The organism is Clostridium sp. USBA 49, from assembly GCF_900167505.1.
Taxonomy (GTDB): domain Bacteria; phylum Bacillota; class Clostridia; order Clostridiales; family Clostridiaceae; genus Clostridium_AT; species Clostridium_AT prolinivorans.
Map to the genome: position 1 here is coordinate 162,918 of NZ_FUYD01000003.1, position 26,545 is coordinate 189,462.

Consider the following 26,545-nt stretch of genomic DNA (forward strand, 5'->3'; position numbering starts at 1 on the left):
TATTGCCTCCTTAATAAAGCTTATCTAAAATAGATTCATTTATTTTAAATTCATATTCTTCAGAAGGGAATAAATTATTTTTAACTTCATTTATATAATTTTGTACAGCATCTTTTATTATATTCCCTGTATTAGCATATTGTTTAACAAATTTAGGCTTAAAATCAGAGAACATTCCAAGCATATCTTGATATACTAATATCTGTCCATCACAATCTTTTCCTGCTCCAATTCCTATGGTTGGGATACTTACTTTAGAAGAAATTATTTTAGCAAGTTTTGCAGGTATACATTCCAATACTATTGCAAAAGCTCCTGCATCTTCAATTATTTTAGCATCCTCAATTAATTTTTTTGCAGTTTCTTCATCTTTTCCTTGAACTTTAAACCCTCCAAAAGCATTTACAGATTGAGGCGTCAAACCAAGGTGTCCCATTACTGGAATTGAGGAATTAACTATTGCTTTTATTTGTTCTGCTACAAAAGCCCCACCTTCAAGTTTTACAGCTTGTGCCCTTCCTTCTTTTATTAACCTTCCTGCATTAAAAACTGCATCATATATTGAAGTTTGATAAGACATAAAAGGCATATCTGCTACTATAAGAGCATTTTTAGCACCTCTAGCAACAGCCTTTGTATGATGTATCATATCCTCCATAGTAACACTTAATGTATCTTCATATCCTAAACATACCATACCTAATGAATCACCTATTAATATTCCATCAACACCTGCTTCATCTATAAGCTTTGCCATTGAATAATCATAAGCTGTAAGCATAGTTAATTTTCTTCCACTATTTTTAGCTTCTTTAAAAGTCGATACAGTGTTTTTCATTTTAAATTAATCCTCCTATATTCTAAAATTAATTGTTTAAGTCTTTTGCATAAAATTCTTTGTCAATTTCTTCAAAGTATTTTTCTAAATCAGAGTAATCTCTGTTCTTATTTTTATTTTTAGCAATTAAAATAAGTTCTTTAGAAAGTTCACAATAAGCTTTTTTATGCTCTTTAGGCATAAACGCAATATGCTCTTTTACAGTATTTATATCTCCTCGCTCAATAGGTCCAGTTAAAGCATTTATAACACCAACATTAAAAATATTTTCTATATTATTTTTAATAAGAGGATATAAAGCATTAACAGCATCTTTTTCCTCAAAGCCACATTGTTTTAAATAATCGCAGCTTCTATTAAATAATGCTAAAAATAGGTTACTTGCAGTAACTGAAGCAAGATGATATAAAGGCTTATTTTTGCTATCAATTGAAATTATTTTAACCCCAATTGAAGAAAATAAATCAATCATAAATTTTAAATATTTATAACTGCCTTCAATTGTAAAAAAAGCATCTTTTAAGTATTTGTAACTTTCTTTTTTTTGAGAAATAGGAAACATAGGATGGATTGAATAAGAATATGCACCAAAATTATCTATGTCAGAAAAAATATTGGAAGAAAGGCATCCACTAGTATGACAAATAATTTTGTCTTTTAATGGATAAGATTTTAATTCTGAATATACATTTAATATTTCATTATCAGGTACAGTAATAAAGATAATATTGCTTTCATTTACTAAATCCTCAATACTTTTAAAATGCTTCGTATTTGTAAAAACTGAAGCTTCTTTAGAAGATTCAGGATTTTTGCTAAAATAGCCAGAAACATTTAAATTTTTTTCTTTCAAAAATTTTCCTAAAGAAAAGCCTACTTTACCAGCACCAATAAACCCAATTTTTATAATAACCACCTCCATATGGAAGTGTACCATCAATGAAATATATATACATAAATAATTTGGTGCAGCTCTAAATGATGCCACCCATAAAAAATTTATCATAAATATTTAATAAAATCAAACAAGATTTTACTTAAAAATAAACATAATATATAATTTCTTCAAAATTTAATATAACTATATAGTAAAATAATAATCCTCTCTATTAAAAACAACTAATATCCCTGCTCGGATTATTATTTTACTAGACTATATTTAATTTTCATGTTGGATATCTATACATTAAAGTTAATTTTTTATTTAATATTGCAAAAAAACACAATAATACTTTTGTATTTTAAAAAATTAACTAAAAGTTTTGTATTTCAATACTTATAATATAAACCCCATCCTTTATATATTTTTATAATTATGCTATAATATACAATTATTGAGAGAATTTTCTCAATATATTAAATATTATTGTCACTAATTATTTTTATTTTATATTTAAACTGGAGGTGAAAAATGGGTGGCTATACAAGAAATTATAGAAATAAAAAAAGCAGAAGAAGAAGCTTTTGAAATTATTAAAGCGGCTGAAAATGAAAGAAGAGATATTTTAAAATCAGCTCAAAATCAAGCTTTAGAAAAATATGATGAAACTTTAAAAGAAATAAAAAGCAAAGCTAAATCTATAGTTGATGAAGCTATTTCTTTAGCTGAAAAAGAAGCTTATACTATTTCTATAAATGGGAAAAATGAAATAAGCAGCATTTACAACATACCAAAAGAAAGGCTTGATAATGCTGTAAAATTAATCATTGAAAGGATAGTAAAAAATTATGGCAATAGTTAGAATGAACAAATTTACTCTTATAGCTTTTGAAGCTAGTAAAAAAGACATTCTAAAGAAGCTGCAATCCTTTGGGGAAATCGAATTTATAAATCTTCAAAGCAAAAGATTAAGCAAAGAAGATGAAACATTAAATTCCTTAAAAGAAGATGTTTTTGATCCTTCTTTTAAAGAAACAGAAGAAACTCTTTCTGATTTAAAATCTGCTATTAATTTTCTTAAAAATTATATAGAAAAAGAATCCACTTTAAAATCTTTAAAAGAAGGAAAGCCTTCCTTATCTTATGATGAACTTAAAGAATATGGAAAAGAGGAAAACTTTAAAGAGCTTCTAAGTTTTTTAAAAGCAAAAGAAGAAAGATTAAATGAAATAGATTCTTTAATATCAAAAATTAATACAGATTATGAAATTTTATTTCCTTGGAAAAACTTAGATTTGTCTTTTAGTGATTTAGAAGATTTTAAAAAAGTAAATTATTTTTTAGGTACTATTCCAACTTCAAGAGAAGATGATTTTAAACATCAAATACAAGAAAATTGTAAATATGTTCATCTTGAAATTGTAAATAGGGACACTAAATTATCTTATATTTTACTATTTGTTCATAAGGATGAGATGAGCTCTTTAGAATCTCTTTTAAAGCTTTTAGAGTTTAATGAATTTAAACCAGAATTTAATGAAAAACCTATTTTATTAATCGAAGGCTTTAAAGAGCAGCTAAACAATTTAAAAGAAGAAAAGCGTTCTATAATTGAAGATTTAAAAGAAATGAAAAATGAACTTTTAAATCTTGAAAAAGCACATGAATATTTCGAAAATAAACTTATAAGACTTAAATCTAGTGAAAATTTTTTAAAGTCCGATAAAACAATACTTATATCTGGATATTTCCCAGAAGAAAAAAGAAATATTTTTGAAAATTATATAAAATCATTGCCTAGTGATAATTATTATTATAAAATTTCCGATGTTTCTGATGAAGATATAGATGAAATCCCGATAAAGCTAAAAAATGGTACTATAGTTAAATCTTTTGAATCTATCACAGAAATGTATAGTCTTCCTAAATATGATGGTATTGATCCTACTCCTCTTTTAACACCTTTTTACATGATATTCTTTGGTATGATGGTAGCAGATTTTGCTTATGGAGTTATAGTATTTGCTGCTGCACTTTTTGCTCTTAAGAAATTCAATCTAAATGAAAAATCGCAAAATTTTGTAAGGATGTTTATGTATTTAGGTATTACAACTGCTATATGGGGACTTATATACGGTTCTGTATTCGGAGATGTAATTAAAATACCAGCTTTAATTGATACTAGTCGTGATATTTACACTGTTGTATTTTTATCTATAGGTTTTGGAGCTATCCAAGTACTTTTCGGGCTTTGTATAAAAGGATATATGCTCATTAAAAAAGGAGACCCTTGGGGAGCATTTTTTGATTCTGGTTCTTGGATTATAACTTTAGTAAGTATAGGTCTTTTAGCTGCAGGCTTTTCATTTGCTAAATATACAATGATTGCAGGTATGGTTTTAATAGTGCTTACAAACGGTAGGGACGCAAAATCCGTGGCAGGCAAATTAGCTAGTGGAGCTTATGCTCTTTATGGTATTACAGGTTATATAGGAGATTTAGTTTCATATACAAGACTTATGGCTCTTGGGATATCTGGTGGCTCTATAGCAGGAGCTTTAAATCTTATAATTGGAAGTTTCCCAGGAATAAGTTTATTTATAGTAGGTCCTGTTCTTTTTATAGCAGTTCATATTTTTAATATGCTTTTAGGACTTTTAGGTGCCTACGTTCATGGTTTAAGACTTCAATATGTTGAATTTTTTGGAAAATTTTATTCCGGTGGCGGAAGGCCATTTTCACCTTTTAAAATGGTAAATAAATATATAAATATAAAAAACTAATACAAGGAGGAATTTATAATGGAAATATTAAATTTAGGGACTTGGTTACAAACTTATGGAGGAATAGTATTTGCTTCACTTGGAGTAGTTCTTGCAGTTGCATTAGCTGGTATAGGTTCAGCTAAAGGTGTTCAACTTGTTGGTGAAGCTGCATCTTCACTAGTTTCTGAACAACCTGAAAAATTTGGTCAATCATTAGTTCTTCAGCTTTTACCTGGAACACAAGGTCTTTATGGATTTGTTATAGGATTTTTAATAATGACAAATATAAATAAAGACTTATCACTAATTCAAGGTTTATCTTATCTTTTAGCAGCATCAATAATAGGTTTGGTTGGTCTTTGGTCTGCTATAGCTCAAGCTAAAGTTGCCGTTGGCGGTATACATATATTAGCTAAAAAACCTGAACATTCTACAAAAGGTATAATTTTTGCTGCTATGGTTGAAACTTATGCATTACTTGCATTTGTTATGTCATTCTTATTAGTTAATAAAACATTTTAATTAATTATTTAAAATTAATTATAACCTCAAAGAATTGCAGGAGGGAATTTAAAATATGTCGATAAAAAATATTACAGATAAAATCCTTAGTGATGCAAATAACAAAAAAACTGAAATTTTAAATTCAGCTAAAGAAGAAGCTTCCAAAATAATAGAAAACAAAATAAATGAAGCTAAGGATTTAGAAAAACAGCTTTTAGCTAAAGCTCATGAAGAAGCTGTTTCAAGTAAAAGCAGAATAATTCAAAGTGCAGAGCTTAAAGTTAGAAACGAAAAACTATCTGCAAAACATTCTGTTATTGAAAAATCTTTTGAGCTTGCACTTGAAAATTTAAAAAATTTAAATAAAGAAGATTTTTTAAATTTTTTAAAAACTATGCTTAAAGAAAATAAAGTTACAGGTAATGGAGTTTTAAGAGTTAATGAAAATAGATATTCTATTTTCACTTCTGAAGTTCTTCAATGGATAAATTCAGAACTTGGTTTAAATTTAGTTCTTGGTAAAACACTAAATAAAGAAGAAGACGGATTTATTGTTGAACAAAATGGTACTATATTAAACTGTACTTTTAAAGCATTAGTTGATTCTTTAAAGGAAGATTTAATATTTGATATAAACAAAATATTATTTGAGTAAGGAGGCTTTTAAGTCCATGAAAACTACAGATTTTGCCTCTATAGTTACCAAAATAAGAGTATGGGAATCAAGGCTCCTTACTAAACCTTTCTATGAAAGGCTCATAGATACAGAAAATCTTGATGGAGCTTTAAAGCTTCTTTCAGAAACTTATTATGGGCATTACCTTGAAGGGAAAAATTTTGAAGCTGCTTTAAATAAAGCTTTTAAAGATATGTATGATGAGCTTTATGAAATTACCCCTTATAAAGAAATAATCGATTTTATGAGGGTTAAATATGATTACCATAATATAAAAACTCTTATTAAAGGTAAAATTCTAGATAAGGACTTTTCATCTATACTAATTCCTATGGGAATTTTAGATATAGACATATTAAAAACTGCCTTATCAAAAGAAAACTATGCAGAACTTCCTAATATAATGTCTGAAGCTATTAAAACTGCTTTAGATGATTTTGAAAATATAAAAGACCCTCAAAGAATTGACATTATATTAGATAGATATATGTTTATACATATGAAAAATTTAGTTCAAATATTAAATAATAGTTTTTTAGAGGGTTATGTTACTACTCTTATTGACTTAACTAATATTAAAACAATTTTAAGAATAAAATCACTTAATAAGCCTTTAAATTTTTTAAAAGAAGTTTTATTAGATGGAGGAGAGCTTGATTCTTCTTTACTTAAAGAATTATTTTTAGAAGATTATTCTCTTATTCCTAATAAATTAGCTCATAAAAACTACGGCTTAATGATTAAAGAAAGTATAGAAACATTTTTAAGAACAAATTCTTTAAGTAGTTTTGAGAAAAATATAGATGATTATATTATGGGATATATGAAAGACTCTAAATTGATAAATATAGGTCCAGAACCTATAGCAGTTTTCATATATGCACGTGAAACAGAAATTAAAAATTTGAGAATTATATTAGTTTCTAAACTTAATAATGTTTCAAAAGAACTCATAAAGGAAAGGCTGCGTGATAGTTATGTATAAGGTTGGCATTGTTGGAGATAAAGACTCTGTTCTTGCATTTAAAGCTATTGGAATCGAAGTATTTCCAGTAGATAATGTAGAAGATGCTAGAAAAACTGTAGATACCTTAGCCTATAATAACTACGGAGTAATCTTTATAACGGAACAATTTGCAGAAAAACTTGAAGAAACAATAGAAAGATATAGTAAATCTATTACTCCTTCTATTATATTAATTCCTGGCAGCCAAGGAAGTCTTGGAATTGGTCTTAATAAAATTAAAGATAATGTTCAAAAAGCCGTAGGTATAAATATTTTATAAGAAAGGCGGAAAAGGATAAGCATGGGAAAAATAGTTAAAGTAGCTGGTCCCTTAGTTGTTGCTGAGGGGATGGATAATGCTAATGTATATGACGTTTGTCAAGTTGGCGATTACGGGCTTATCGGTGAAATAATTGAAATGAGAGGAGATAAAGCCTCAATTCAAGTTTATGAAGAAACCGTTGGCCTTGGACCAGGTGACCCTGTAGAAACTACTGGAGAACCTTTATCTGTGGAACTTGGTCCTGGACTTATAGAATCCATGTTTGATGGGATTCAAAGACCACTTGATGTTTACATGCGCAAAGCTGATAGTGCATTTTTAAAAAGAGGCGTAAAAGTTTTTTCATTAAGTAGAGAAAAACTTTGGAAATTCAATCCTACTGTCTCTGTAGGCGATACTGTTAAAGCTGGTTCTATTATAGGAACTGTACAAGAGACTTCTGTTGTACTTCATAAAATAATGGTTCCTTATGGAATTTCTGGTACAGTTAAAGAAATAAAATCTGGTGAATTTACTGTAGATCAAACTGTATGTTTAGTTGAAACAGAAAAAGGTATTAAAGAACTTTCAATGCTTCAAAAATGGCCTGTAAGACGTGGAAGACCTTATGAACGTAAATTAAACCCAGTAGAGCCTATGCTTACTGGTCAAAGAGTTATAGATACTTTCTTCCCCGTTGTTAAAGGTGGAGCCGCTTCAGTACCAGGGCCTTTTGGTGCTGGTAAAACCGTTGTTCAACACCAAATAGCAAAATGGGGAGATACTGAAATAGTTGTTTATGTTGGTTGTGGAGAACGTGGAAATGAAATGACAGATGTTCTTATGGAATTCCCAGAACTTAAAGATCCAAAAACTGGTGAATCTCTTATGAAAAGAACTGTCCTTATTGCAAATACTTCAAATATGCCTGTTGCTGCTAGAGAAGCCTCTATATATACTGGTATAACAATTGCTGAGTATTTTAGAGATATGGGCTATTCTGTTGCTATAATGGCAGATTCAACTTCAAGATGGGCAGAAGCACTTAGAGAAATGTCTGGCAGACTTGAAGAAATGCCTGGTGAAGAAGGTTATCCAGCCTATCTTGGTTCAAGACTTGCAGAATTTTATGAAAGAGCTGGTAAAGTTGTATGTCTTGGAAGCGAAGATAGAGTTGGTGCTATAACAGCTATAGGTGCAGTATCCCCTCCAGGAGGAGATATTTCAGAACCTGTTACTCAGTCAACTTTAAGAATAGTTAAAGTTTTCTGGGGACTTGATGCACAACTTGCTTATAGAAGACATTTTCCTTCTATAAATTGGTTAAATTCTTATTCATTATATCAAGATAGAATAGATGCATATATGGATGAACATGTAGCTTCTGATTGGTCAGAACTTAGAAGTGAAGCTATGACACTTCTTCAAGAAGAAGCAAACTTAGATGAAATAGTAAGGCTTGTAGGTATAGATGCTTTATCCGAAAAAGATAGATTAAAGCTTGAAGCTGCAAAATCAATTCGTGAAGATTATCTTCAACAAAATGCTTTTCACGAAATTGACACATATACCTCTCTTAATAAACAATATAAAATGCTTAAACTTATAATTGCATTTTATAGAGAAGCAAATAGAGCTCTTGATAATGGAATTTATTTAAAGAAAATATTAGACCTTAAAGTTAGAGATAAAATTGCAAGAAGTAAATATATAGCTGAAGAAAATATAGATAAAATTGATGCTATATATAATGAACTTAAAGAATCTATAGATAATCTTATAGAAGAAGGAGGGCTGAAACGTGCTTAAAGAATATAAAACAGTAAAAGAAGTAGTTGGTCCTCTTATGATTGTTGAAGGTGTCAGTGGCGTAAAATATAACGAACTTGTTGACATAGAACTTCAAACTGGTGAAAAAAGAAGAGGTCAAGTGCTTGAAGTTAATGGCGATAGGGCTATGGTTCAAATATTTGAAGGCTCCGCCGGAATAAATCTTAAAGAAACAAAGGTTAGGTTTTTAGGGCATCCTCTTCAAATAGGTGTATCAGAAGATATGCTTGGGAGAATTTTTGATGGTATGGGAAGACCAAAAGATAATGGACCTAAAATACTTCCTGAAAAAAGACTTGATATAACTGGTGAACCTATAAATCCTGTAGCTAGAGACTATCCTGCAGAATTTATTCAAACTGGTATTTCAGCTATAGATCACTTAAACACATTAGTTAGAGGTCAAAAGCTTCCTATTTTTTCAGGTTCAGGGCTTCCTCACGCTGAACTTGCAGCTCAAATTGCAAGACAGGCAAAAGTTTTAAATTCTGATTCAAAATTTGCTGTAGTTTTTGCAGCTATAGGTATAACTTTTGAAGAAGCTAATTTCTTTTTAGATGAGTTTACTAAAACTGGTGCTATTGATAGATCTGTATTATTTTTAAATTTAGCAAATGATCCTGCTATAGAAAGAATATCTACTCCTAGAATGGCTTTAACTACTGCAGAATATTTAGCTTACGAAAAAGATATGCATGTACTTGTTATAATGACAGATATGACAAATTATGCTGAAGCATTAAGAGAAATTTCAGCTGCAAGAAGAGAAGTCCCAGGAAGAAGAGGATATCCGGGCTATTTATATACCGACCTCTCTCAGTTATATGAAAGAGCTGGTAGAATAAGAGGTAAAAAAGGTTCTATAACTCAAATTCCTATACTTACAATGCCTGAAGATGATAAAACTCATCCAATCCCTGATCTTACTGGTTATATAACGGAAGGACAAATCATTCTTTCAAGAGAACTTTATAAAAGAGGAATTAATCCTCCTATAGATGTACTTCCTTCTCTTTCAAGGCTTAAAGATAAAGGTATTGGAAAAGGAAAAACAAGAGAGGATCATGCCGATACAATGAACCAGCTTTTCTCGGCCTATGCTCAAGGTAAACAGGCAAAAGAACTTGCTGCAATCCTTGGAGAATCTGCTCTTTCCGATGTAGATAAAAAATATGCTGAGTTTGCTGAAAAATTTGAAAAAGAATATGTATCACAAGGTTTTAATACCAATAGAAATATAGAAGAAACTCTTGATCTTGGATGGAAACTCTTAAAAATACTTCCAAAAACAGAGCTTAAGAGAATTAGAGATGAATATTTAGATAAGTATCTTGGCAAAGTAGGTGATTAACTTGGCTATAATCAATGTAAACCCTACTAGAATGGAACTTACTAAGCTTAAAAAGAAACTTGTTACAGCTGTAAGAGGTCATAAACTTCTTAAAGATAAACAAGATGAACTTGTAAGACAGTTTATAATTCTCGTAAAACGTAACGACGAGCTTAGAAAAGAAGTTGAAAAGGAACTTGAAGATGGTCTTAAAGAATTTATGATTACAAGAGCAGTATTAAGTGATGAAGTTATACAAGAAGCTTTAAGTTTTCCAAAGGAAAGTATATCTGTTGATATAAAAAGTAAAAATATTATGAGCGTTAATGTTCCTGTTATGGAATTTAAAAGAAAACTTGAAGATGACGAAGGAAGCATATATCCTTATGGTTTTGCAAGTACTTCTCCAGAACTTGATCATACAATTAAAAGACTTTATAATATACTTCCAAAGCTTTTGGAACTTGCTGAAGTTGAAAAAGCTACTCAGCTTATGGCAGAGGAAATAGAAAAAACAAGAAGAAGAGTTAATGCCTTAGAATATATGACTATACCTCAATTAGAAGAAACAATAAAATATATAAGAATGAAACTTGATGAAAATGAAAGAAGTTCTTTAACAAGGCTTATGAAAGTTAAAGATATGCTTGAAAAGCAAAATAATCCTCAAAATATTTAAAAAAAGCTACTGATTTAAAAATCAGTAGCTTTTTTTATGCAAATAAACTTATTATTAACGCAACAAGAAATCCTACTACCCCAACTAACGTCTCCATTACTGTCCATGTTTTCAAAGTTGTTTTCTCATCTAATTCAAAAAAACCCTTTACCAGCCAAAATCCAGAATCATTAACATGACTTGCAGCAGTTGCTCCTCCAGCAATAGCCATAGTCATTGCTGCAAGATGTAATTGAGATAAAGCTTGTACTTGAGGCATTGAAGCCATTATACCTGCAGCCATAGTCATTGCTACTGTAGATGAACCTACTGAAACACGCACAGCTAATGCAACTAAAAAAGCTATTACTATAAGAGGCATATTTTTACCTTGAATAGCATTACCTATAACATCACCTAATCCTGAATCTTGCAACATAAATCTTAAAACTCCACCGCCAGCTGTAACTAATAATATAAGCCCTGTAGGTTCTAAAGATTTTGTCATAACCTTTTCAAGTTCTTTTCTACTATATCCATGTCTAGTCCCTAACAAATACATAGCAGCTAATGTAGCTATAGTTAATGCCACAAAAGGCTCTCCTATAAAATTAAGAATTGGTTTTATAGATTTAATTGCTGGATTATATTTTTCAATTAAGTTAGCACCAGTATTTAATAATATTAATATAAGAGGTATAAGAATTATAGATACTACTGTTTTAAAAGATGGTAATTTTTTACCTTTAAAATCCAATTGTGTAGAAGCATGTTCTGGAACTGGAACAAATATTTTCTTACCTATAAAATTCCCAAAAATAGGTCCTGCTACTATCATAGCTGGTATTCCACATATAATTCCTAAAAGTATAACAAGTCCTAAATCAACTTTTAATTGATTGGCAACAAGTATAGGCCCTGGTGTTGGCGGAATAAAAGCATGGCCTACAGCTAAACCAGCTAAAAGAGGAATTGCATAAAACAAGCTTGATTTGCCTGTTTTTTTAGCTAGTCCATAAGCTAATGGTATCAATATAATTAGCCCTGCATCAAAGAAAACTGGTATTGCAACAATTACTCCAGTAATTCCAAGAGCCCATGCAGCTTTACTTTCTCCAAATTTATTTACTAAAGTTGAAGCTATAGTTTCCGCTCCCCCAGAAATTTCTAATATAGCCCCAAACATTGATCCTAAACCAACTAGCAATGCTATACCTTGTAATGTATTACCCATACCTTTTTGAACAGTACTAATTATCATTGAATAAGGCATTCCAACACCAATACCTATAGTTATAGCTGATATAACGATTGCAACAAGAGCCTGCATTTTAAATTTAATAATTAAAATTAACAATAAAGCTATACTTACAATAGCAGATATTATAAGTGCAGTTGGATTTGCCTTCCATACCATTTCTGAATTTGCAGTTAAAATTGGAAATGTACTTAACACCCTATGTTCCCCCTTAATTTTTATACTTTATAGATTTTGAATATTTAAGATATATGAAGTATTGTATTACTCCATATATCCCCCTTTCATTGGTGACACTGCTAATCTTGTATAAATTCCTAAAGTCCCTTTTGTATATTTAGGAACTGGTCTTACCCATTTTTTTCTTCTTATATCTAAAATTTCTTCAATTTCTTTTTCTGACTTTTCCTCTCCATTTACACCTACTATTGCAATTAATCTATTAGGTATATCTATTTTTATAAGGTCTCCTTCCTCAACTAAAGCAATATTTCCTCCTTCACTAGCTTCTGGAGATACATGTCCTATAGCTGGTCCTCTAGTAGCTCCTGAAAATCTTCCATCTGTAATAAGTGCTACAGACTCTGATAAAGATGGATCTGAAGCTATAGCTTCTGTAGTATAAAACATTTCCGGCATACCGCTACCCTTAGGGCCTTCATATCTTATAAATACCGCATCTTTAGGCTTTATATTACCTGTAAGTACAGCTTTTAATGCCTCTTCTTCACTATCAAAAGGTCGTGCCCTTAAAATTACATTATGCATTTTTTTTGATACAGCAGAATGTTTAACCACAGCACCTTCAGGAGCCAAATTACCTTTTAATATAGCTATTGCACCTTGAGATTGAATTGGCTCTTTTACAGTTTTTATTATGTCTTCTTTTTTTATTTCTGTATTTTTAAGATATCTATAACATTTATCATAATATCCGTTTTTCTTTAATTCCTCTAAATTTTCTCCAAGAGTTTTCCCTGTAACAGTTAAAACATCAAGATGTAAAAATTCTTTTATTTCTTCCATTATAGCTGGAACTCCACCTGCATACCAAAAATATTCCCCAGGATAAAAGCCGCTTGGTCTTATATTTAATATATAAGGAATTTTTCTATGAATTTCATCAAATAATTCTGGTTCTATTTCAATTCCTAATTCATGAGCAATAGCAGGTATGTGAAGAAGTGCATTGGTAGAACCTGCAATAGCAGCATGTACCATTATTGCATTTTCAAAAGATTTCATTGTAACTATTTTAGAAGGTTTTAAATCCATTTCTATAAGTTTAAGAATATAATATCCTGCATAAGTTGCAGCATTTTTAAGCTCTTCTGATGTAGCAATCATTAATGCAGTGCCCGGAAGTGCTAACCCTAAAGCTTCAGCCATTACCTGCATAGTAGCTGCAGTTCCCATAAAAGAACAAGCCCCACAACTAGGACAAGCATTATGTTTATAATAAGTAAATTCTTCTTCTGTTATCTCTTTTTTTTCAAATTTTGCACTATACATTCCTATTTGTTCTAAAGTTAACATATTAGGACCAGACTTCATTATACCTCCAGGCACAAGTATAGATGGCATATCAAGTCTAGCTATAGCCTTTAAATGTGCCGGCATTCCTTTATCGCAACTTGCAATAAATATTCCTCCATCAAAAGGCGTTGCTTGCACCTGAAGCTCAATCATATTAGCTATATATTCTCTTGATGGTAGTGAATAATTCATACCATCATGTCCTTGAGCTTGGCCATCGCAAATATCTGTTACAAAATATTTTGCTGGCTTGCCTCCATTTTTCTCTACTGCTTTGTAAGCTTCATTTATTAATACATCAAGATGAGCGCTTCCGGGATGACTGTGACCAAAAGTACTTTCAATTATTATTTGAGGTTTAGATAAATCTTCAATTTTCCATCCTGTACCCAGCCTTAAAGAATCCATTTCTGGAGCCATATCCCTTATTTTTTGACTTTTTAACAAATTAATCACTCCTTTAAACTTGTATGACATATTTTATTTATTTTTACTGTTTTTTATGTATTTTTTTATCATTAGTAGCTTTTTGGGTTACTTTATATTGTCAGACATCTTACAATTATTATTGTAAACTGTAAACGATTGTTTTGTCAATATTTTTATTTTAAAAAATAAAAAAATCATTTTAGAACAATATTTTTTATATATTATTTGTTCTAAAATGATTTCAGTTGTATGATGACTTAGAATTGTTATTTCCTATATTATGATTATTTCGCAAAATTTTTTCTATTAAATATTGAGCACTATTATAGATGTAATAGAAATTTAGAAACACTATAAATTGTATAATAGAAATTAATTTATAGCTTATTGTTGGTTAGTTATATATTAACTTTAGTTATAGTTATATATTAACCTTAGTTAAAAAATATATATTTTTTAACTAAGGTTATCTTCTAAGGCTTTAATATCTTTAATTGTTCTTTCTATATGTCTTCTCATATATATAGCACTAAGCTCATCATCTCTATTTTTTATAGCATCTAATATAAGTTTATGTTCTCTTATTCCTCCTGTTGGTCCCAATCTTTTATATAACATCTTTTGATGATATTCTAACATATTCCTTAACACATTATTTACTTTTAAAACTAATGTATTACCACTACCTTCTGCAATTATCATATGAAATTGCATGTCTGAAATAGTATATTTATTAATATCATCTTTATTATTGCTCATCATATCATATGACTGTTGAAGTCTATCAATTATTTCATCAGAGCATCGCTTAGTACAAAGTCTTACAGTTTCAACTTCAATAATAAGCCTAAATTCCAGTATATCCAAATAATTATCCTTATCTAAAGTAATCATAGGTATAAGAGTATTTAAGTATGTAGAAGGCGTTATATCATTAACAAAAGTGCCCTCTCCTTGCTTTTTGGTTAGTATATCTAAAGCAGCCATTTTTTCAATAGCTTCTCGAACAGACATTCTACTAACTCCTAGTTCCTTTGCAAGTTGAGGCTCAGACATGATTTTACTTCCAGGACTCCATTCACCACTTAATATTCTTTTTTCTATTTCACGAAACACAATCTCACTTGTTCTTTTATTTTTCATTTTTCACCTCTTATTGATTAAATAATACATTTATATTTTTAATAATTTCCTCTAATTTTTTTAAATCTTCATTTTCACCTACTGCAAATTATTATATCTTCTTCTTTTATTAAATCTTCAGCTTTAGGTGATACATTTATTTTATTTCCATGTTTTATTGCTAAAACATTAATTCCACACCTCTTTCTCATATTAAGCTGTCCTAAACTTTTTCCTTGCCATTTAGAAAGTGCTGAAAGCTCCATAAATACTATAGAAAGTTCTAATATAATCTAAAATTAAATAATAATTATCTTTAAAGCTATTTTAACATATTTTTTAATTAAAAAGTAATTAATGATGCTGCTTTATTAAAACTTTATATATTAATATAAAAAATATTCAAAGTTTAATTCATCCTTAACCATAAAGCTCTATTTTAAGATAAAATATATTTCATTCTTAAGTTATTTATTTTATTATGATTATTTTTAGTTTTAATGTTTTATAAATTAATATTATTTTTATAATTGGATAAAATATTAATATAAATTTAAATTAGGAGATTTTAATAATGAATGAGCTTTTAAAATTGATTATCCAATTTTTAAGTTTAATTTTAGTTATAAAAATATTTGAATATTTAAATATATAAAAAATGAGGGAAAATTATAAAAAAATAATTTTCCCTCATTTTTTATGCTGCAAGTTTTAAGAATTCATTTATAGTCATAGAATATTGCATTTCTACTTGAAGTTCTTTTTCTTCCTTAAAACCTATTTTTTTAAATACTCTAATAGAACGCTCATTTTTAAAATTTATCTTAGCTATTACTTTTTCTGTTCTCCATTTGAAAAAAGCATGTTTTAATCCTTGGAATACAGCATTAGATCCTAATCCCTGACCCCACTTTTCTTTTTCTCCAATAACAATTACTATTTCTGCTTCTTTAGCTTTAGGGACAAGTCTTAAAAATCCTACTGGTTCATCTTTTTTAGTTGTAATAACAAAAAAACTTCCATCTTGATTAAAAAGATGTGTTAATATAGGCATATTAACTCTTTCCATTACTTGCTTTATACTCCTACTTGCATTTTGATTTTCATTTAAATATTTAGTTACTTCTTCATCTTCTAGCCAGTCAATAATCTTCCATGCATCTGACTTATAAATCTCTTGTCTCAGTTGTACATCTTTTTCTTTCATTAGTACAATCCTCCTTAAAAGATACTAAAAGCCTTTCAAGGATTATCATTATCCTGACGGTTCTTTTCCAATTCAATGTCAATACTACCACACAAACACATTTATGTAAAATGGATCAAACGGCTTTATATAAGTTTAATATAATAAATTGACATATATCTCTGTTTTACAACAATATATATAATATTATAATAATTTTATTATAATAAATTAAATACCAGTTTTTAGGTGTTTAATCTCCCTAAAAACTGGTATTTTTAATAATGTACACGTACAAGCCAAAATTTTATGTTTTTATTACTCCATCCTAAATCCCAAGGTACTTTATTTCTATCTGTATTGTGACAAGTAACCAATGAATATCCTCGTGAATCAGCTCCTGTAACTACAGAAATATGAGTAACATCTCCTTTTTTCTCATATGCTATAAAATCTCCTGGTAAAAGTTTGTAAGAAGCTTTATAGACTTTTTCATAACTACCATAAGCTATTACTGAAGCTCTTCCGCTATTTAACATATAGTTTTTAAATCCATCAGCGTTTAGCCAAGCTCTTGTAGCTCCTTTATTGTCATAATTCCATGTTTTATTTTTTTTAAATTTTCCACCTTCATATAATATTTGAGATGCAAAATTAGCACAGTCTCCTCCTTGAGGGTTATAGTCTCTATATTTTTTATTATATTTAAATCCATATTGCTCTTCACTTGCTGCTCCACAATATCTTTCTGAATATTCTACTGCTTTTATTCTTCTTTCATTTAATGAAGAAAAATCTCTTTTCTCTTGTGATAGTATATATTGTTTTATATCATCAGCTTTAATATTTTCTAAATTTAATGAGTCTGCAAAAGGATCAGTATACCATTCTTTTGTAATTATAAAAACTCCATCTTTATTTAATAAATTTATAGTATGATATGTTCCTATTCTTGAACTATTAACTTCATTTTCCTGATTTTCATAAACATATTTATATTCTGTAGAACATAACAAATTTACTGAATATTTATTATCATTTCCCTTTATACTTCTAATTACAAGTGTAGGATTTATTTCTGTAAATTTAACACCTTGTTTCTCAGCCCAATTATGAAGATACTTAAGTTTTTTTATTTCGTATTCCATAGCCCAAGTCCCATATTTTGTATCTAAATCATAAATAGACTCTATCATTTCTACATCTTGAGTTAATATAGCCCTATTTCTTATTTCAAAAATTTGTTCTAATGCTTTTGTAACTTCTTCTTTTGAATCTGAAGTTTCTTCAAAGGCTTTTACTTCAAAAGAACATATTAAAAAACATAAAATTACTATAATACTAAGCTTCATAATATATAATTTAAATTTAGACTTTTCTAATATATAATTCATATTAACACTCCTTACATTTAAGGATAATTCATATGAATTTATTATTCCCGAATTTTTATAAAAATGTCCTGTGAATTTTGACCAAGAAATATATTAATAACTAATTCCCTAATACTGCTTCAATTTTTTTAATATTGTCTTTTGTATTTTCATCATTTATAGGTATTCCTTCGTACCATTTTTCACCTTTTTTATAAAAATCTTTAAAATATTTAGCTTTTAAAATTATTTCTGGCCTATACTCAAAATGGAGAATATCAAAATGATTCCACTTTCCTCCCCAAACAAAATTGTTTTTCTCAAAAATTTCTACAATTTCTTTTGGATAAGATTTAATTCTATTTCTTCCCTGTTCTATACTTGCCCATTTCCAGTAATCTCTATTATCTCTTGCTAAATCAATAGCATTTCCAAAAGCATGAGGACTTAATCTTCCTGTACCAGAAATTACTCTATAATTATAAGTTCCACTTAAGGGATAAATACAACTGCTAATTTTTGAATTACCTTTTGCAAGAGGTAAAAGTTCATCCATAACATTTTTTAATGATTCTGCAGCTTTATTATTTTTATTAAATCTACAATTTATTTTTTCTACATTTACAAGATTTGATTCTATAGCTTTTTTTGAAGATCCATAAACTTCATTTAATAAACTATATACTCTAATTCTTCCAGGATCAAAATTTTTTTCCATAACATCATCTATAGGGCAAAGAGGATATATTTGTTCAAGCATATCTTCTAGATCTGGATTGTTTAATTTTTGTTCAAAATTTTTTATTTTTTTATCATCGTAAAGTATCTTCTTCCCTGACTTCATAATTAAATATACATATCCATTATTATCTTTTTCTAAATTTACAGCATATTCAGGATAAGCCATCATTAAAATTAAAATATCTCTTTTCATGTTTATATCGTAGTCAGAAGCATTACCTTCAGCCTTTACTGCATAACTATTGCAAATTAATGTATACATAAGCATTATAAATAAGGCAATTTTTTTCATATCTATTCACCTTCTTATACTTTTTCTACACTTATATATTTACCAAAAGTATAGCTGCTATGTAATACATTTTTTGGATTTTTTGTTTTTTTATTTTATATAAAGTAAACTCATTACTGAGAAAAAATGAAATACACTTCCACCTATAACAAATAGATGCCATATACTATGATTAAAAAATATTTTATTTTTTGAATAAAAAAATGCTCCTACAGTATATAAAAGTCCACCAATTACTAAAAATAAAAATCCACTAAAAGTCATTTTAATATATAAAGTTTTTATTGCTATTATTATCATCCATCCCATAATAATATAAAGTATAGTTGAAAGTCTCTCTTTTTTGCCTGTGTAAAAAGCTTTCAAAGTAATACCAATTGCAGCACTTACCCAAATAATACCCAATATAGTCCATCCTAAAGTTCCTCTTAAAACAGTAAGACAAAATGGAGTATACGTTCCTGCTATAAGAAGATAAATAGACATATGATCAAATTTTCTAAAAAGCTTTTTTATTTTTTCTCCTGTAAAACTATGATATAAAGTTGATTCCAGATATAATATAACTAAAGCTGCTCCAAAAATAGAAAAGCTTACTACATGCCATACAGTCCCTTCTATAGTAGCATATACTATTAAAATAACTAATGCTGCTATAGCAAGCATTGCTCCTATTCCATGGGTTATTGCATTAGCAATTTCTTCCCCTTTACTATAAAATTTTTGTTCCATAATATGACCTCCAAATAAATATATTTATATAATAAGTAGTTTTTAAAACTACAATACATTATATTAATATTATATCTCATTATTTAAAATAAAAAAGAGTAATTGAAAAAATTTATAAATTTTTTCATTTTTAACTTTATATACATAACTTAATATATAAAAATAAAATTTAATATTTTATTTTTATATAGTTATCAACAACATATTGTGCATAATGTGTACAACTTCTTCTATATATTGTTTTAAATTATTATAGGGCTGTCTTATATGATTTATTTTAAGACAGCCCTATAATTTTATTTACTTTAATTTATTTATTATTTCTTCTATAGTAAGCTTAAACTGTTCTCCACTTTTCATATCTTTAAGTGTCAATATACCACTTGATATTTCATCACTACCTATTATTATTACATATGGAATACCAAGCTTATTTGCATAGCTTAATTTTTTAGCAAATTTTCCTTCTTCAAAATATACTTCTGTAATTATTCCTGCTTTTTTAAGTTCATTAGAAATACCAATAGAATAAGCAATATTTTCATCCATTGGTACTACTAAAACTTTAGTTAAAGTTGATGAAGTATTTTCTTTGAAAAAGTTTGCTTCTTTAAGCTGATAAAATAATCTGCTTAAGCCTATAGATATTCCAACACCAGGCAATTTTTGCGTAGTATAATATTCAGCTAAATTATCATACCTTCCACCAGAACAAACTGAACCTATACCAGGATAATCATTTAATATAGTTTCATAAACTGTACCTGTATAATAGTCAAGTCCTCTTGCTATTTTTAAATCTATAACAAAGTTTTTATCTGGAACTCCAAATTGTCTTATATAGTACACAACTTTTGAAATTTCTTCAACGCCTAAAGAAAATTCTTCATTTTCAATATTTAATTCTTTTAAACTCTCTAAAATTTCATCATTAGTACCTTTTATATTTATAAATTCTTCTATTCTATTTATAGCATCACAAGTTAATCCTAAATCTTTAAGCTCACTTTTAACTGCATCTATTCCAATTTTATCTAATTTATCTACAATTCTTAAAGTTTCAACTTTATCTTTAACACCTATAGCATCAAAAAAACCATTTAAAATTTTTCTATTATTGATATGTATTGTAAAATAATTAAATCCTAAATCGGTAAAAGTTGAATAAATTATACTTGGAATTTCAGCATCATTTATAATGTTTAACTTTCCATTTCCTATAATATCTATATCACATTGATAAAATTCTCTAAATCTTCCCTTTTGGTTTCTTTCACCTCTATAAACTTTACCTATTTGATATCTTCTAAAAGGGAATGTTAAATCATTCATATGCTGAGCTACAAATCTAGCTAATGGTACAGTTAAATCAAAGCGAAGAGAAAGATCACTATCTCCTTTATTGAATCTATAAATTTGCTTCTCTGTCTCTCCACCACCTTTAGCAAGAAGTACCTCAGATTTTTCAATAACTGGAGTATCTACAGGAATAAATCCATACTTTTCATAGTTTTTTCTTATAATATCCATCATCTTATTAAAAGCTATTTGATCAGCTGGAAGCCATTCTATAAATCCTGGTAATGTAGATGGTTTTACTATTTGATTAGCCATTTTTGTATTCTCTCCTATCTATAACAAATTACATATGTATAATTTATCACTTTATTTTAATAAAATAAAGTGATAAATAAATTTTAGATAATAATATTATTTATTACAATATTATTATAATTAAAGCATAATAAACTGTAAAAATAATTTCCATAGCATCTGTTTCATTATATATTTTAACATAAATAATTATATTTAATATTAATTATTATATTTATTTTTTACCTCTCTGTATGAAATTCTCTTTAGTTGTTTGTAATTTATTTCATTTAACAACTAAAAAGGGTGCTTATATGCTGGCACCCTGTAATAAATATCTTTCTTTTGGTTTTCTAAACTTCTTTTTAACCTTTACTTGATTTTTATTAATACTACTACTATACTCTGCTATATATATCTGCTTAGCAAAGTATATTAGCGTTGACATCTGAGCATTTGGGTATTTAAGTTTTGCAATTAACATAGCTCGCCGCCAACTGACGCCACTATCCATAAACTCACTCCTTGTTTATATGATACTTATATTATACACAAATTTATTATTTTGTGCAACTAGTCTGAATTTTCAAATTTTAATATAAATTTTATAATATTCCCGAATATTACATTAAAAAAAGTATATTATATATTGGAGGAATTTTTTGTATTTAAGTTACTTGTTTACAAATTTATGGGAGGTTTTATTATGGATTTAAAAATTGCTCTTTTGTCTATTATTGTTTCCTTGCTTTCTTTTGGTTTGGCCGCTTATTATTATAACTGGGTAAAGAATTTACCTTGCAACAATGAAAAAATAGAAAAAATCAGTCTTTTAATTAAAAACGGAGCTGAAACTTTTCTAAAAACAGAATACAAAGTTTTAATAAAGTTCGTTACTGTAGCTGCAATATTAATATTTCTGTTCCTTCCAGAACCTATTTGGTCAAATAACGAACCTATTAGGAATATTAGTATGGCTATAGCTTATATTCTTGGATCTTTTCTTTCGGGATTAGCTGGGAAAATAGGTATAAGCATTGCAACTATAGCTAATAAGAAATCTGCTGTTGCCGCCCAAAAGGGTATAGGTCCAGCTTTTGATGCAGGGTTTAGAGGTGGTGCCGTTATGGGGTTGGCAGTTGTTGGCACAAGTTTAATTGGAGCAACTCTAGTTTTCATTTTAACAGGCGATCACAATGCTCTTTTAGGCTTTAGTTTTGGTGCAAGTTCTTTAGCACTTTTTGCAAAAGCAGGAGGAGGCATATATACCAAAACTGCCGATATAAGTGCTGATCTTGTAGGTAAAGTTGAACTTGGAATTCCAGAAGATGATCCAAGAAATCCAGCTGTTATTGCCGATAATGTTGGTGATAATGTTGGTGATGTTGCAGGAATGGGTGCTGATCTTTTTGACTCCAATGTAGCTTCTATTGCTGCTGCTGTGGTAATAGGTTTATCTATTGGAGAGATAAATATGGTATTTTGTTATGTTTCTCTCGGTCTTTTAGCTTCAATACTAGGTATATCCTTTGTTAAAGTTGGGAAAAAGGCTAACCCTGGAAAAGCATTAAACAACGGTACTTATATCACAACCATTTTCTTTGCACTTTTAACATTCTTAGCTTCATATATTTTTAATTATAGTTTTCGTATTTGGGGTGCAACTATAATAGGACTTATAGTTGGGGTTATAATGGGATTTACTTCTGAATATTTTACTTCAGATGAAAGGAAACCTGTTTTTAATGTCGCTAAAGCTTCAAATTCTGGTCCTGCTTTTACAATAATAAGCGGATTGTCTTATGGACTTTTAAGCATATTTCCATCATTAATTGGAATAGGTATTGCTGCTTTAACTTCATATAAACTTTGTGAACCAATAGGTCCCGGATATGCTATGTTCGGTATAAGTATGTCTTCTATAGGAATGCTTTCTATAGTTGGAATAGTTGTTGCAAATGATGCTTACGGTCCAATAGTTGATAATTCTCGTGGACTAGCTGAAATGGGTGATTTAGGTGATGATGTTATAAAAATTGCAGATGATCTTGATAGTGCAGGTAATACATCAAAGGCTATAACTAAAGGTTTTGCTATAGGGGCTGCAGGGCTTACTGTTATAGCTTTACTTGGAGCATATCAAGAAATTGTTCATACAGCCACTGGAGAAAATATTTTCTTTGATTTAATGAATCCATTAGTATTTTTCGGAATTCTTGCAGGAGTTGCTCTCCCAGCAGTATTTTCTGCTATGCTTATGCTTGGAGTTGATAAAAACGCACAAAGAATGGTTTTAGAAATACACAGACAGTTTAATGAAATACCAGGTCTTAAAGAAGGATATAAAGAATCTTCTCCAGATTATGAAAGCTGTATAAATATAGCAACAAAAGGAGCTATTAAAGAACTTATCCCTGCTGGGCTTATTACTATAATAGTTACTTTAGTAGTTGGTTTTATTGGAGGAATTAGAGCCATAGGAGGATTCCTTGCAGGTAATATAATGTCAGGACTTATGCTTGCACTTCTTATGGCAAATGCAGGGGGTATGTGGGATAATGCTAAAAAATTTATAGAGGCTGGTAATTTAGGCGGAAAGGGCTCTGAAACTCATAAAGCAGCTATTGTAGGTGATACTGTAGGAGATCCATGTAAAGATACTGCAGGTCCATCATTAAATACTCAAATTACTGTTGTTTCTTTAGTTTCTTCCCTAGCTGCACTTCTTTTTATAAAATTCTCTCTTTTTAAATAAAATATATTATAATTATCTAACAAAAGTCTTTTTATTAAATGTTAGCCACTATTATAAATGTAATAGAAATTTATAAATACTATAAATTATATAATATAAATTAATTTACAGCTTATTGTTGGGTTAGCTAATCATATTATAATAAAATAGAAGAGCTATATTTATTTATATAGCTCTTCTATTTTATTAAAGTACTATTTTCAATATCTTCATCTTCATATGTATCTTCTATACAAGGAAGAATTATTTTAAAAGTAGAACCCTCCATAGGCTTACTTTCAACCTCAATTCTTCCATTATGTTCATTAATTATTTGATAACATACATTAAGTCCTAAACCTGTTCCATTATTTTTAGTAGTATAAAATATAGTACCCAGTTTTTTAATTTCTTCTTCTGACATTCCTTTTCCATTATCACTTATTTTTATAAACATTTCATTTTTATCTTCATCATAACCTGTTTCTATATTCAATACAGCGTTTTCTTTATAAGTCATAGCATCTACAGCATTTTTACATATATTTAATATAACTTGCTTTATCTGTACTTCATCACAAAGTAAATATCTCTCTTCTTCAGACAAAAATACATTTACATTTACTCCTTTTACAAGAGAAGATGTTTCAACTAAATTTTTAATAGATTGAAAAATATCCACCATAGAAACTTCTTGCATTTGGGTTTCTCTAGGCTTAGATAAAAATAAAAACTCACTAATTATACTGTTAACTTCATCAACATCATTATTTATTTTTGATGCATATTTTTTTATACTTTCATCTTTAGAAATTGCCTCAATAATTTGGCATCGTCCTTTTATATTTGTTAAAAAATTTCTTGTTTCATGCACTATACCCGCACCTAGTTGTCCTAAAATAGCAAGTTTTTCTTGCTGCCTTATTTTAAATTGTTCTTTTTTTATTTCTGTTATATCAGTATTTATACTAATAGCTCCTATTATCTCTCCTTCTACGTTTTTAATATTCCCTGTATAAATACTGATTTCCTTTACATCTCCATCTAATGTAGTTAATGAAATTTCTTTAAATTTATCATGATCAATACATTGCCCTTGCAGTGCATCTTTAATAAGCTTACCTCCTTCATAATGTATCATTTCACTTAATTTATCTATATCTATACCTATAATATCTTCTTTCTTAATTTCAGCTAATTCTTCAAAAGCTCTATTACAAAGTACAACCTTTTTATCTTTATCAATCATTAAAACACTATTGCTCACTGAATTTAATATAGTTTCTGTTTGAAGATTTAAATTACTTAAAACTTGTTCTTCTTTTGCTTCTTTAATTAATGCTATAACTCCTCCTTTTATTTTTCTAGATGTTATAGCTACCTTTTTATATTCTCCATTTTGAAGTTTATAAGTTCTAAACATTTTTATTTCATTTCCTTCACTTTGCGATACTATATCCCACAAAGTCTTTTCTTCTGTATTAATATTTTTAAAAATTTTTGATAATTCAAAAGTAGTCAAATTATATAAATTAATTCTATTGCAATTGAATATTTCTTCAAATTTACTATTTATGTATTTAATTCTTCCTTCATCGTTATAAGTAAATACCGCAAAAGGTAAAGCTTCTAAAATATCACTTAAAGTTTGAGTAATGCTATTAACTTCATATACTGCTTCTTCTAAAATTTTATGTTCTTTTTTTAACTTACTAAAAGAAAAAATAAAAGTATTTACAAATATAGCTTTAAATAAAAAGTAATAAGAAATAGTTTTTAATGTACATCCCATAGAATATATTATAGAACTATAATTTCTATAATATATAAAGCATATTTCTGAAACTATAGCCAAAACTATACAATTATAAACATATATATGTTTTGTATTTGCAAATTTCTTATTTTTATTTTTTATATTATAAGCGGTTAACAAAAATAAAATAATGATTGCATATTTAAAAAATATCTCTAAAACTTTTATTCCATTATATGTAAAAATAGCTAATAAATATTCAGAACTAAAAATAGAAAAATAAGTTATAGAAGCTGTTAAAAAAACAAAAATTATAAGTCCAATCCATTTATTGATAATTATTTTTAAATTTTTGGCATAAAAAAACATAAAAACAGCTTGAGTAAATCTACTTATTATCCAAAACTTATTTGATAAATTAATACTATAATAAATATTTAAATTTGATTTTAACAAATAACAACAACGGAATACTTCAAAAATTGCTGAAATCAAAAGTCCGAAAGACAAAATAGAAATATTATATTTAGAACTATACCATATAGAAACAAATAATGACAAAGTTATAAAAATACATATCATTTCTAAAATCATATAATATATGTCTAATTGTTTTATAAAACTACTATGTATAATAAGAGCTACTATAAAAGATAAAAATAAAGATAATAAAATATTTACTAAAGCATTCTTGTTTAAGTTTGTAAATGTTTCCTTGATTTTAAAAGTTGCATCCATTGTAAAACCCCCACGCTGCTAAATTATTTTATATATTGACTTTTTATACATTTATTTAGTTTGTTAATTTTACATATAATTTCCCAAAACCACTACTTTGTCCCATATCATATATTATCACAATTTTGTGTAAATTCATACACATTAATATAATTAATTACATAAATATTCGTATATTTTATAATTTTTACAAATAATATATTAATTAGCAAGCTTTCTTTTAATACTAAATTAAAAATTTAATTAGAATGTTTATGATTTTAACCTTATAAACACTTTTTCTTGAAATATAAATTAATGAAGTGT

General features: G+C 28.1%; 23 protein-coding genes. 10 read left to right on the forward strand and 13 right to left on the reverse strand.

Features of this window, described 5'->3' with window-relative positions; genetic code table 11:
- Window positions 1–10: 10 nt before the first annotated feature.
- Window positions 11–838, reverse strand: a complete 828-nt coding sequence (panB, locus tag B5D11_RS04645; protein WP_078681886.1) for a 3-methyl-2-oxobutanoate hydroxymethyltransferase — start codon at window positions 836–838, stop codon at window positions 11–13.
- A 28-nt stretch (window positions 839–866) separates the two neighbouring features.
- On the reverse strand, window positions 867–1,760 hold the full coding sequence (locus B5D11_RS04650) for a Rossmann-like and DUF2520 domain-containing protein (protein WP_078681887.1): 894 nt from the start codon (window positions 1,758–1,760) through the stop codon (window positions 867–869).
- 493 nt (window positions 1,761–2,253) lie between these two features.
- Between B5D11_RS04650 and B5D11_RS04655 the strand changes: the two genes are divergently transcribed.
- Genes B5D11_RS04655 through B5D11_RS04695 form a run of 9 tightly spaced genes read left to right on the forward strand, consistent with a single transcriptional unit; the run spans window position 2,254 to window position 10,770 of the window.
- Window positions 2,254–2,580 carry a hypothetical protein gene (locus tag B5D11_RS04655; RefSeq protein WP_078681888.1) on the forward strand — a complete coding sequence of 109 codons (327 nt, stop codon included), beginning with the start codon at window positions 2,254–2,256 and terminating at the stop codon, window positions 2,578–2,580.
- Entirely contained in the window at window positions 2,567–4,501 is a 1,935-nt protein-coding gene (locus B5D11_RS04660; RefSeq protein WP_078681889.1) for a V-type ATP synthase subunit I, read from the forward strand. Before B5D11_RS04655 ends, B5D11_RS04660 begins: the two co-directional genes overlap by 14 nt.
- Window positions 4,502–4,519: 18 nt before the next feature.
- The gene (locus B5D11_RS04665; RefSeq protein ID WP_078681890.1) at window positions 4,520–5,005 is read left to right on the forward strand and encodes a V-type ATP synthase subunit K; all 486 of its coding nucleotides are present in this window, start codon (window positions 4,520–4,522) and stop codon (window positions 5,003–5,005) included.
- A gap of 55 nt (window positions 5,006–5,060) precedes the next feature.
- Entirely contained in the window at window positions 5,061–5,642 is a 582-nt protein-coding gene (locus B5D11_RS04670; protein ID WP_078681891.1) for a V-type ATP synthase subunit E, read from the forward strand.
- Window positions 5,643–5,658: 16 nt separating this feature from the next.
- Window positions 5,659–6,648 (forward strand): V-type ATP synthase subunit C, encoded by a 990-nt coding sequence (locus B5D11_RS04675; RefSeq protein WP_078681892.1) that lies wholly within the window; start codon window positions 5,659–5,661, stop codon window positions 6,646–6,648.
- Window positions 6,641–6,949: a V-type ATP synthase subunit F gene (locus tag B5D11_RS04680; RefSeq protein ID WP_078681986.1), complete on the forward strand. Its 309-nt coding sequence runs from the start codon at window positions 6,641–6,643 to the stop codon at window positions 6,947–6,949. Before B5D11_RS04675 ends, B5D11_RS04680 begins: the two co-directional genes overlap by 8 nt.
- 15 nt (window positions 6,950–6,964) lie before the next feature.
- A complete protein-coding gene (locus B5D11_RS04685) occupies window positions 6,965–8,740 on the forward strand; it encodes a V-type ATP synthase subunit A (RefSeq protein ID WP_180376956.1) in 1,776 nt (591 codons plus the stop codon).
- A complete protein-coding gene (locus tag B5D11_RS04690; RefSeq protein WP_078681894.1) occupies window positions 8,733–10,112 on the forward strand; it encodes a V-type ATP synthase subunit B in 1,380 nt (459 codons plus the stop codon). The genes B5D11_RS04685 and B5D11_RS04690 overlap by 8 nt, the downstream gene beginning before the upstream one ends.
- A 1-nt stretch (window position 10,113) precedes the next feature.
- Window positions 10,114–10,770 (forward strand): V-type ATP synthase subunit D, encoded by a 657-nt coding sequence (locus B5D11_RS04695; RefSeq protein ID WP_078681895.1) that lies wholly within the window; start codon window positions 10,114–10,116, stop codon window positions 10,768–10,770.
- Window positions 10,771–10,804: 34 nt separating this feature from the next.
- On the opposite strand, the gene B5D11_RS04700 is transcribed toward B5D11_RS04695, so the two are convergent.
- The 10 genes from B5D11_RS04700 to B5D11_RS04745 form a co-directional block, all read right to left on the reverse strand.
- Window positions 10,805–12,205, reverse strand: a complete 1,401-nt coding sequence (locus B5D11_RS04700) for a GntP family permease (protein ID WP_347476721.1) — start codon at window positions 12,203–12,205, stop codon at window positions 10,805–10,807.
- 66 nt (window positions 12,206–12,271) lie between these two features.
- Window positions 12,272–14,020, reverse strand: coding sequence for a dihydroxy-acid dehydratase (gene ilvD / locus B5D11_RS04705; protein ID WP_347476722.1), 1,749 nt, complete (start codon window positions 14,018–14,020; stop codon window positions 12,272–12,274).
- Window positions 14,021–14,428: 408 nt separating this feature from the next.
- Window positions 14,429–15,115, reverse strand: a complete 687-nt coding sequence (locus B5D11_RS04710; protein WP_078681897.1) for a FadR/GntR family transcriptional regulator — start codon at window positions 15,113–15,115, stop codon at window positions 14,429–14,431.
- A 74-nt stretch (window positions 15,116–15,189) separates the two neighbouring features.
- Window positions 15,190–15,360, reverse strand: coding sequence for a cation:proton antiporter regulatory subunit (locus tag B5D11_RS04715; RefSeq protein ID WP_078681898.1), 171 nt, complete (start codon window positions 15,358–15,360; stop codon window positions 15,190–15,192).
- Window positions 15,361–15,791: 431 nt separating this feature from the next.
- The gene (locus B5D11_RS04720) at window positions 15,792–16,301 is read right to left on the reverse strand and encodes a GNAT family N-acetyltransferase (protein WP_078681899.1); all 510 of its coding nucleotides are present in this window, start codon (window positions 16,299–16,301) and stop codon (window positions 15,792–15,794) included.
- A 257-nt stretch (window positions 16,302–16,558) separates the two neighbouring features.
- On the reverse strand, window positions 16,559–17,674 hold the full coding sequence (locus tag B5D11_RS04725) for an amidase domain-containing protein (RefSeq protein WP_078681900.1): 1,116 nt from the start codon (window positions 17,672–17,674) through the stop codon (window positions 16,559–16,561).
- Window positions 17,675–17,774: 100 nt separating this feature from the next.
- Complete coding sequence (locus B5D11_RS04730; protein ID WP_078681901.1) at window positions 17,775–18,686, reverse strand: M15 family metallopeptidase; 912 nt, start codon at window positions 18,684–18,686, stop codon at window positions 17,775–17,777.
- Window positions 18,687–18,776: 90 nt separating this feature from the next.
- The gene (locus tag B5D11_RS04735; RefSeq protein ID WP_078681902.1) at window positions 18,777–19,418 is read right to left on the reverse strand and encodes a PAQR family membrane homeostasis protein TrhA; all 642 of its coding nucleotides are present in this window, start codon (window positions 19,416–19,418) and stop codon (window positions 18,777–18,779) included.
- A gap of 300 nt (window positions 19,419–19,718) precedes the next feature.
- The gene (gene hisS / locus B5D11_RS04740; protein ID WP_078681903.1) at window positions 19,719–21,032 is read right to left on the reverse strand and encodes a histidine--tRNA ligase; all 1,314 of its coding nucleotides are present in this window, start codon (window positions 21,030–21,032) and stop codon (window positions 19,719–19,721) included.
- Window positions 21,033–21,321: 289 nt separating this feature from the next.
- The gene (locus B5D11_RS04745) at window positions 21,322–21,525 is read right to left on the reverse strand and encodes a hypothetical protein (protein ID WP_078681904.1); all 204 of its coding nucleotides are present in this window, start codon (window positions 21,523–21,525) and stop codon (window positions 21,322–21,324) included.
- Between the two features lie 192 nt (window positions 21,526–21,717).
- Between B5D11_RS04745 and B5D11_RS04750 the strand changes: the two genes are divergently transcribed.
- Window positions 21,718–23,766 carry a sodium-translocating pyrophosphatase gene (locus B5D11_RS04750; RefSeq protein WP_078681905.1) on the forward strand — a complete coding sequence of 683 codons (2,049 nt, stop codon included), beginning with the start codon at window positions 21,718–21,720 and terminating at the stop codon, window positions 23,764–23,766.
- Window positions 23,767–23,944: 178 nt separating this feature from the next.
- Here B5D11_RS04750 and B5D11_RS04755 read toward each other — a convergent pair whose 3' ends face one another.
- Entirely contained in the window at window positions 23,945–26,239 is a 2,295-nt protein-coding gene (locus tag B5D11_RS04755; protein ID WP_078681906.1) for an ATP-binding protein, read from the reverse strand.
- Between the last annotated feature and the right edge of the window lie 306 nt (window positions 26,240–26,545).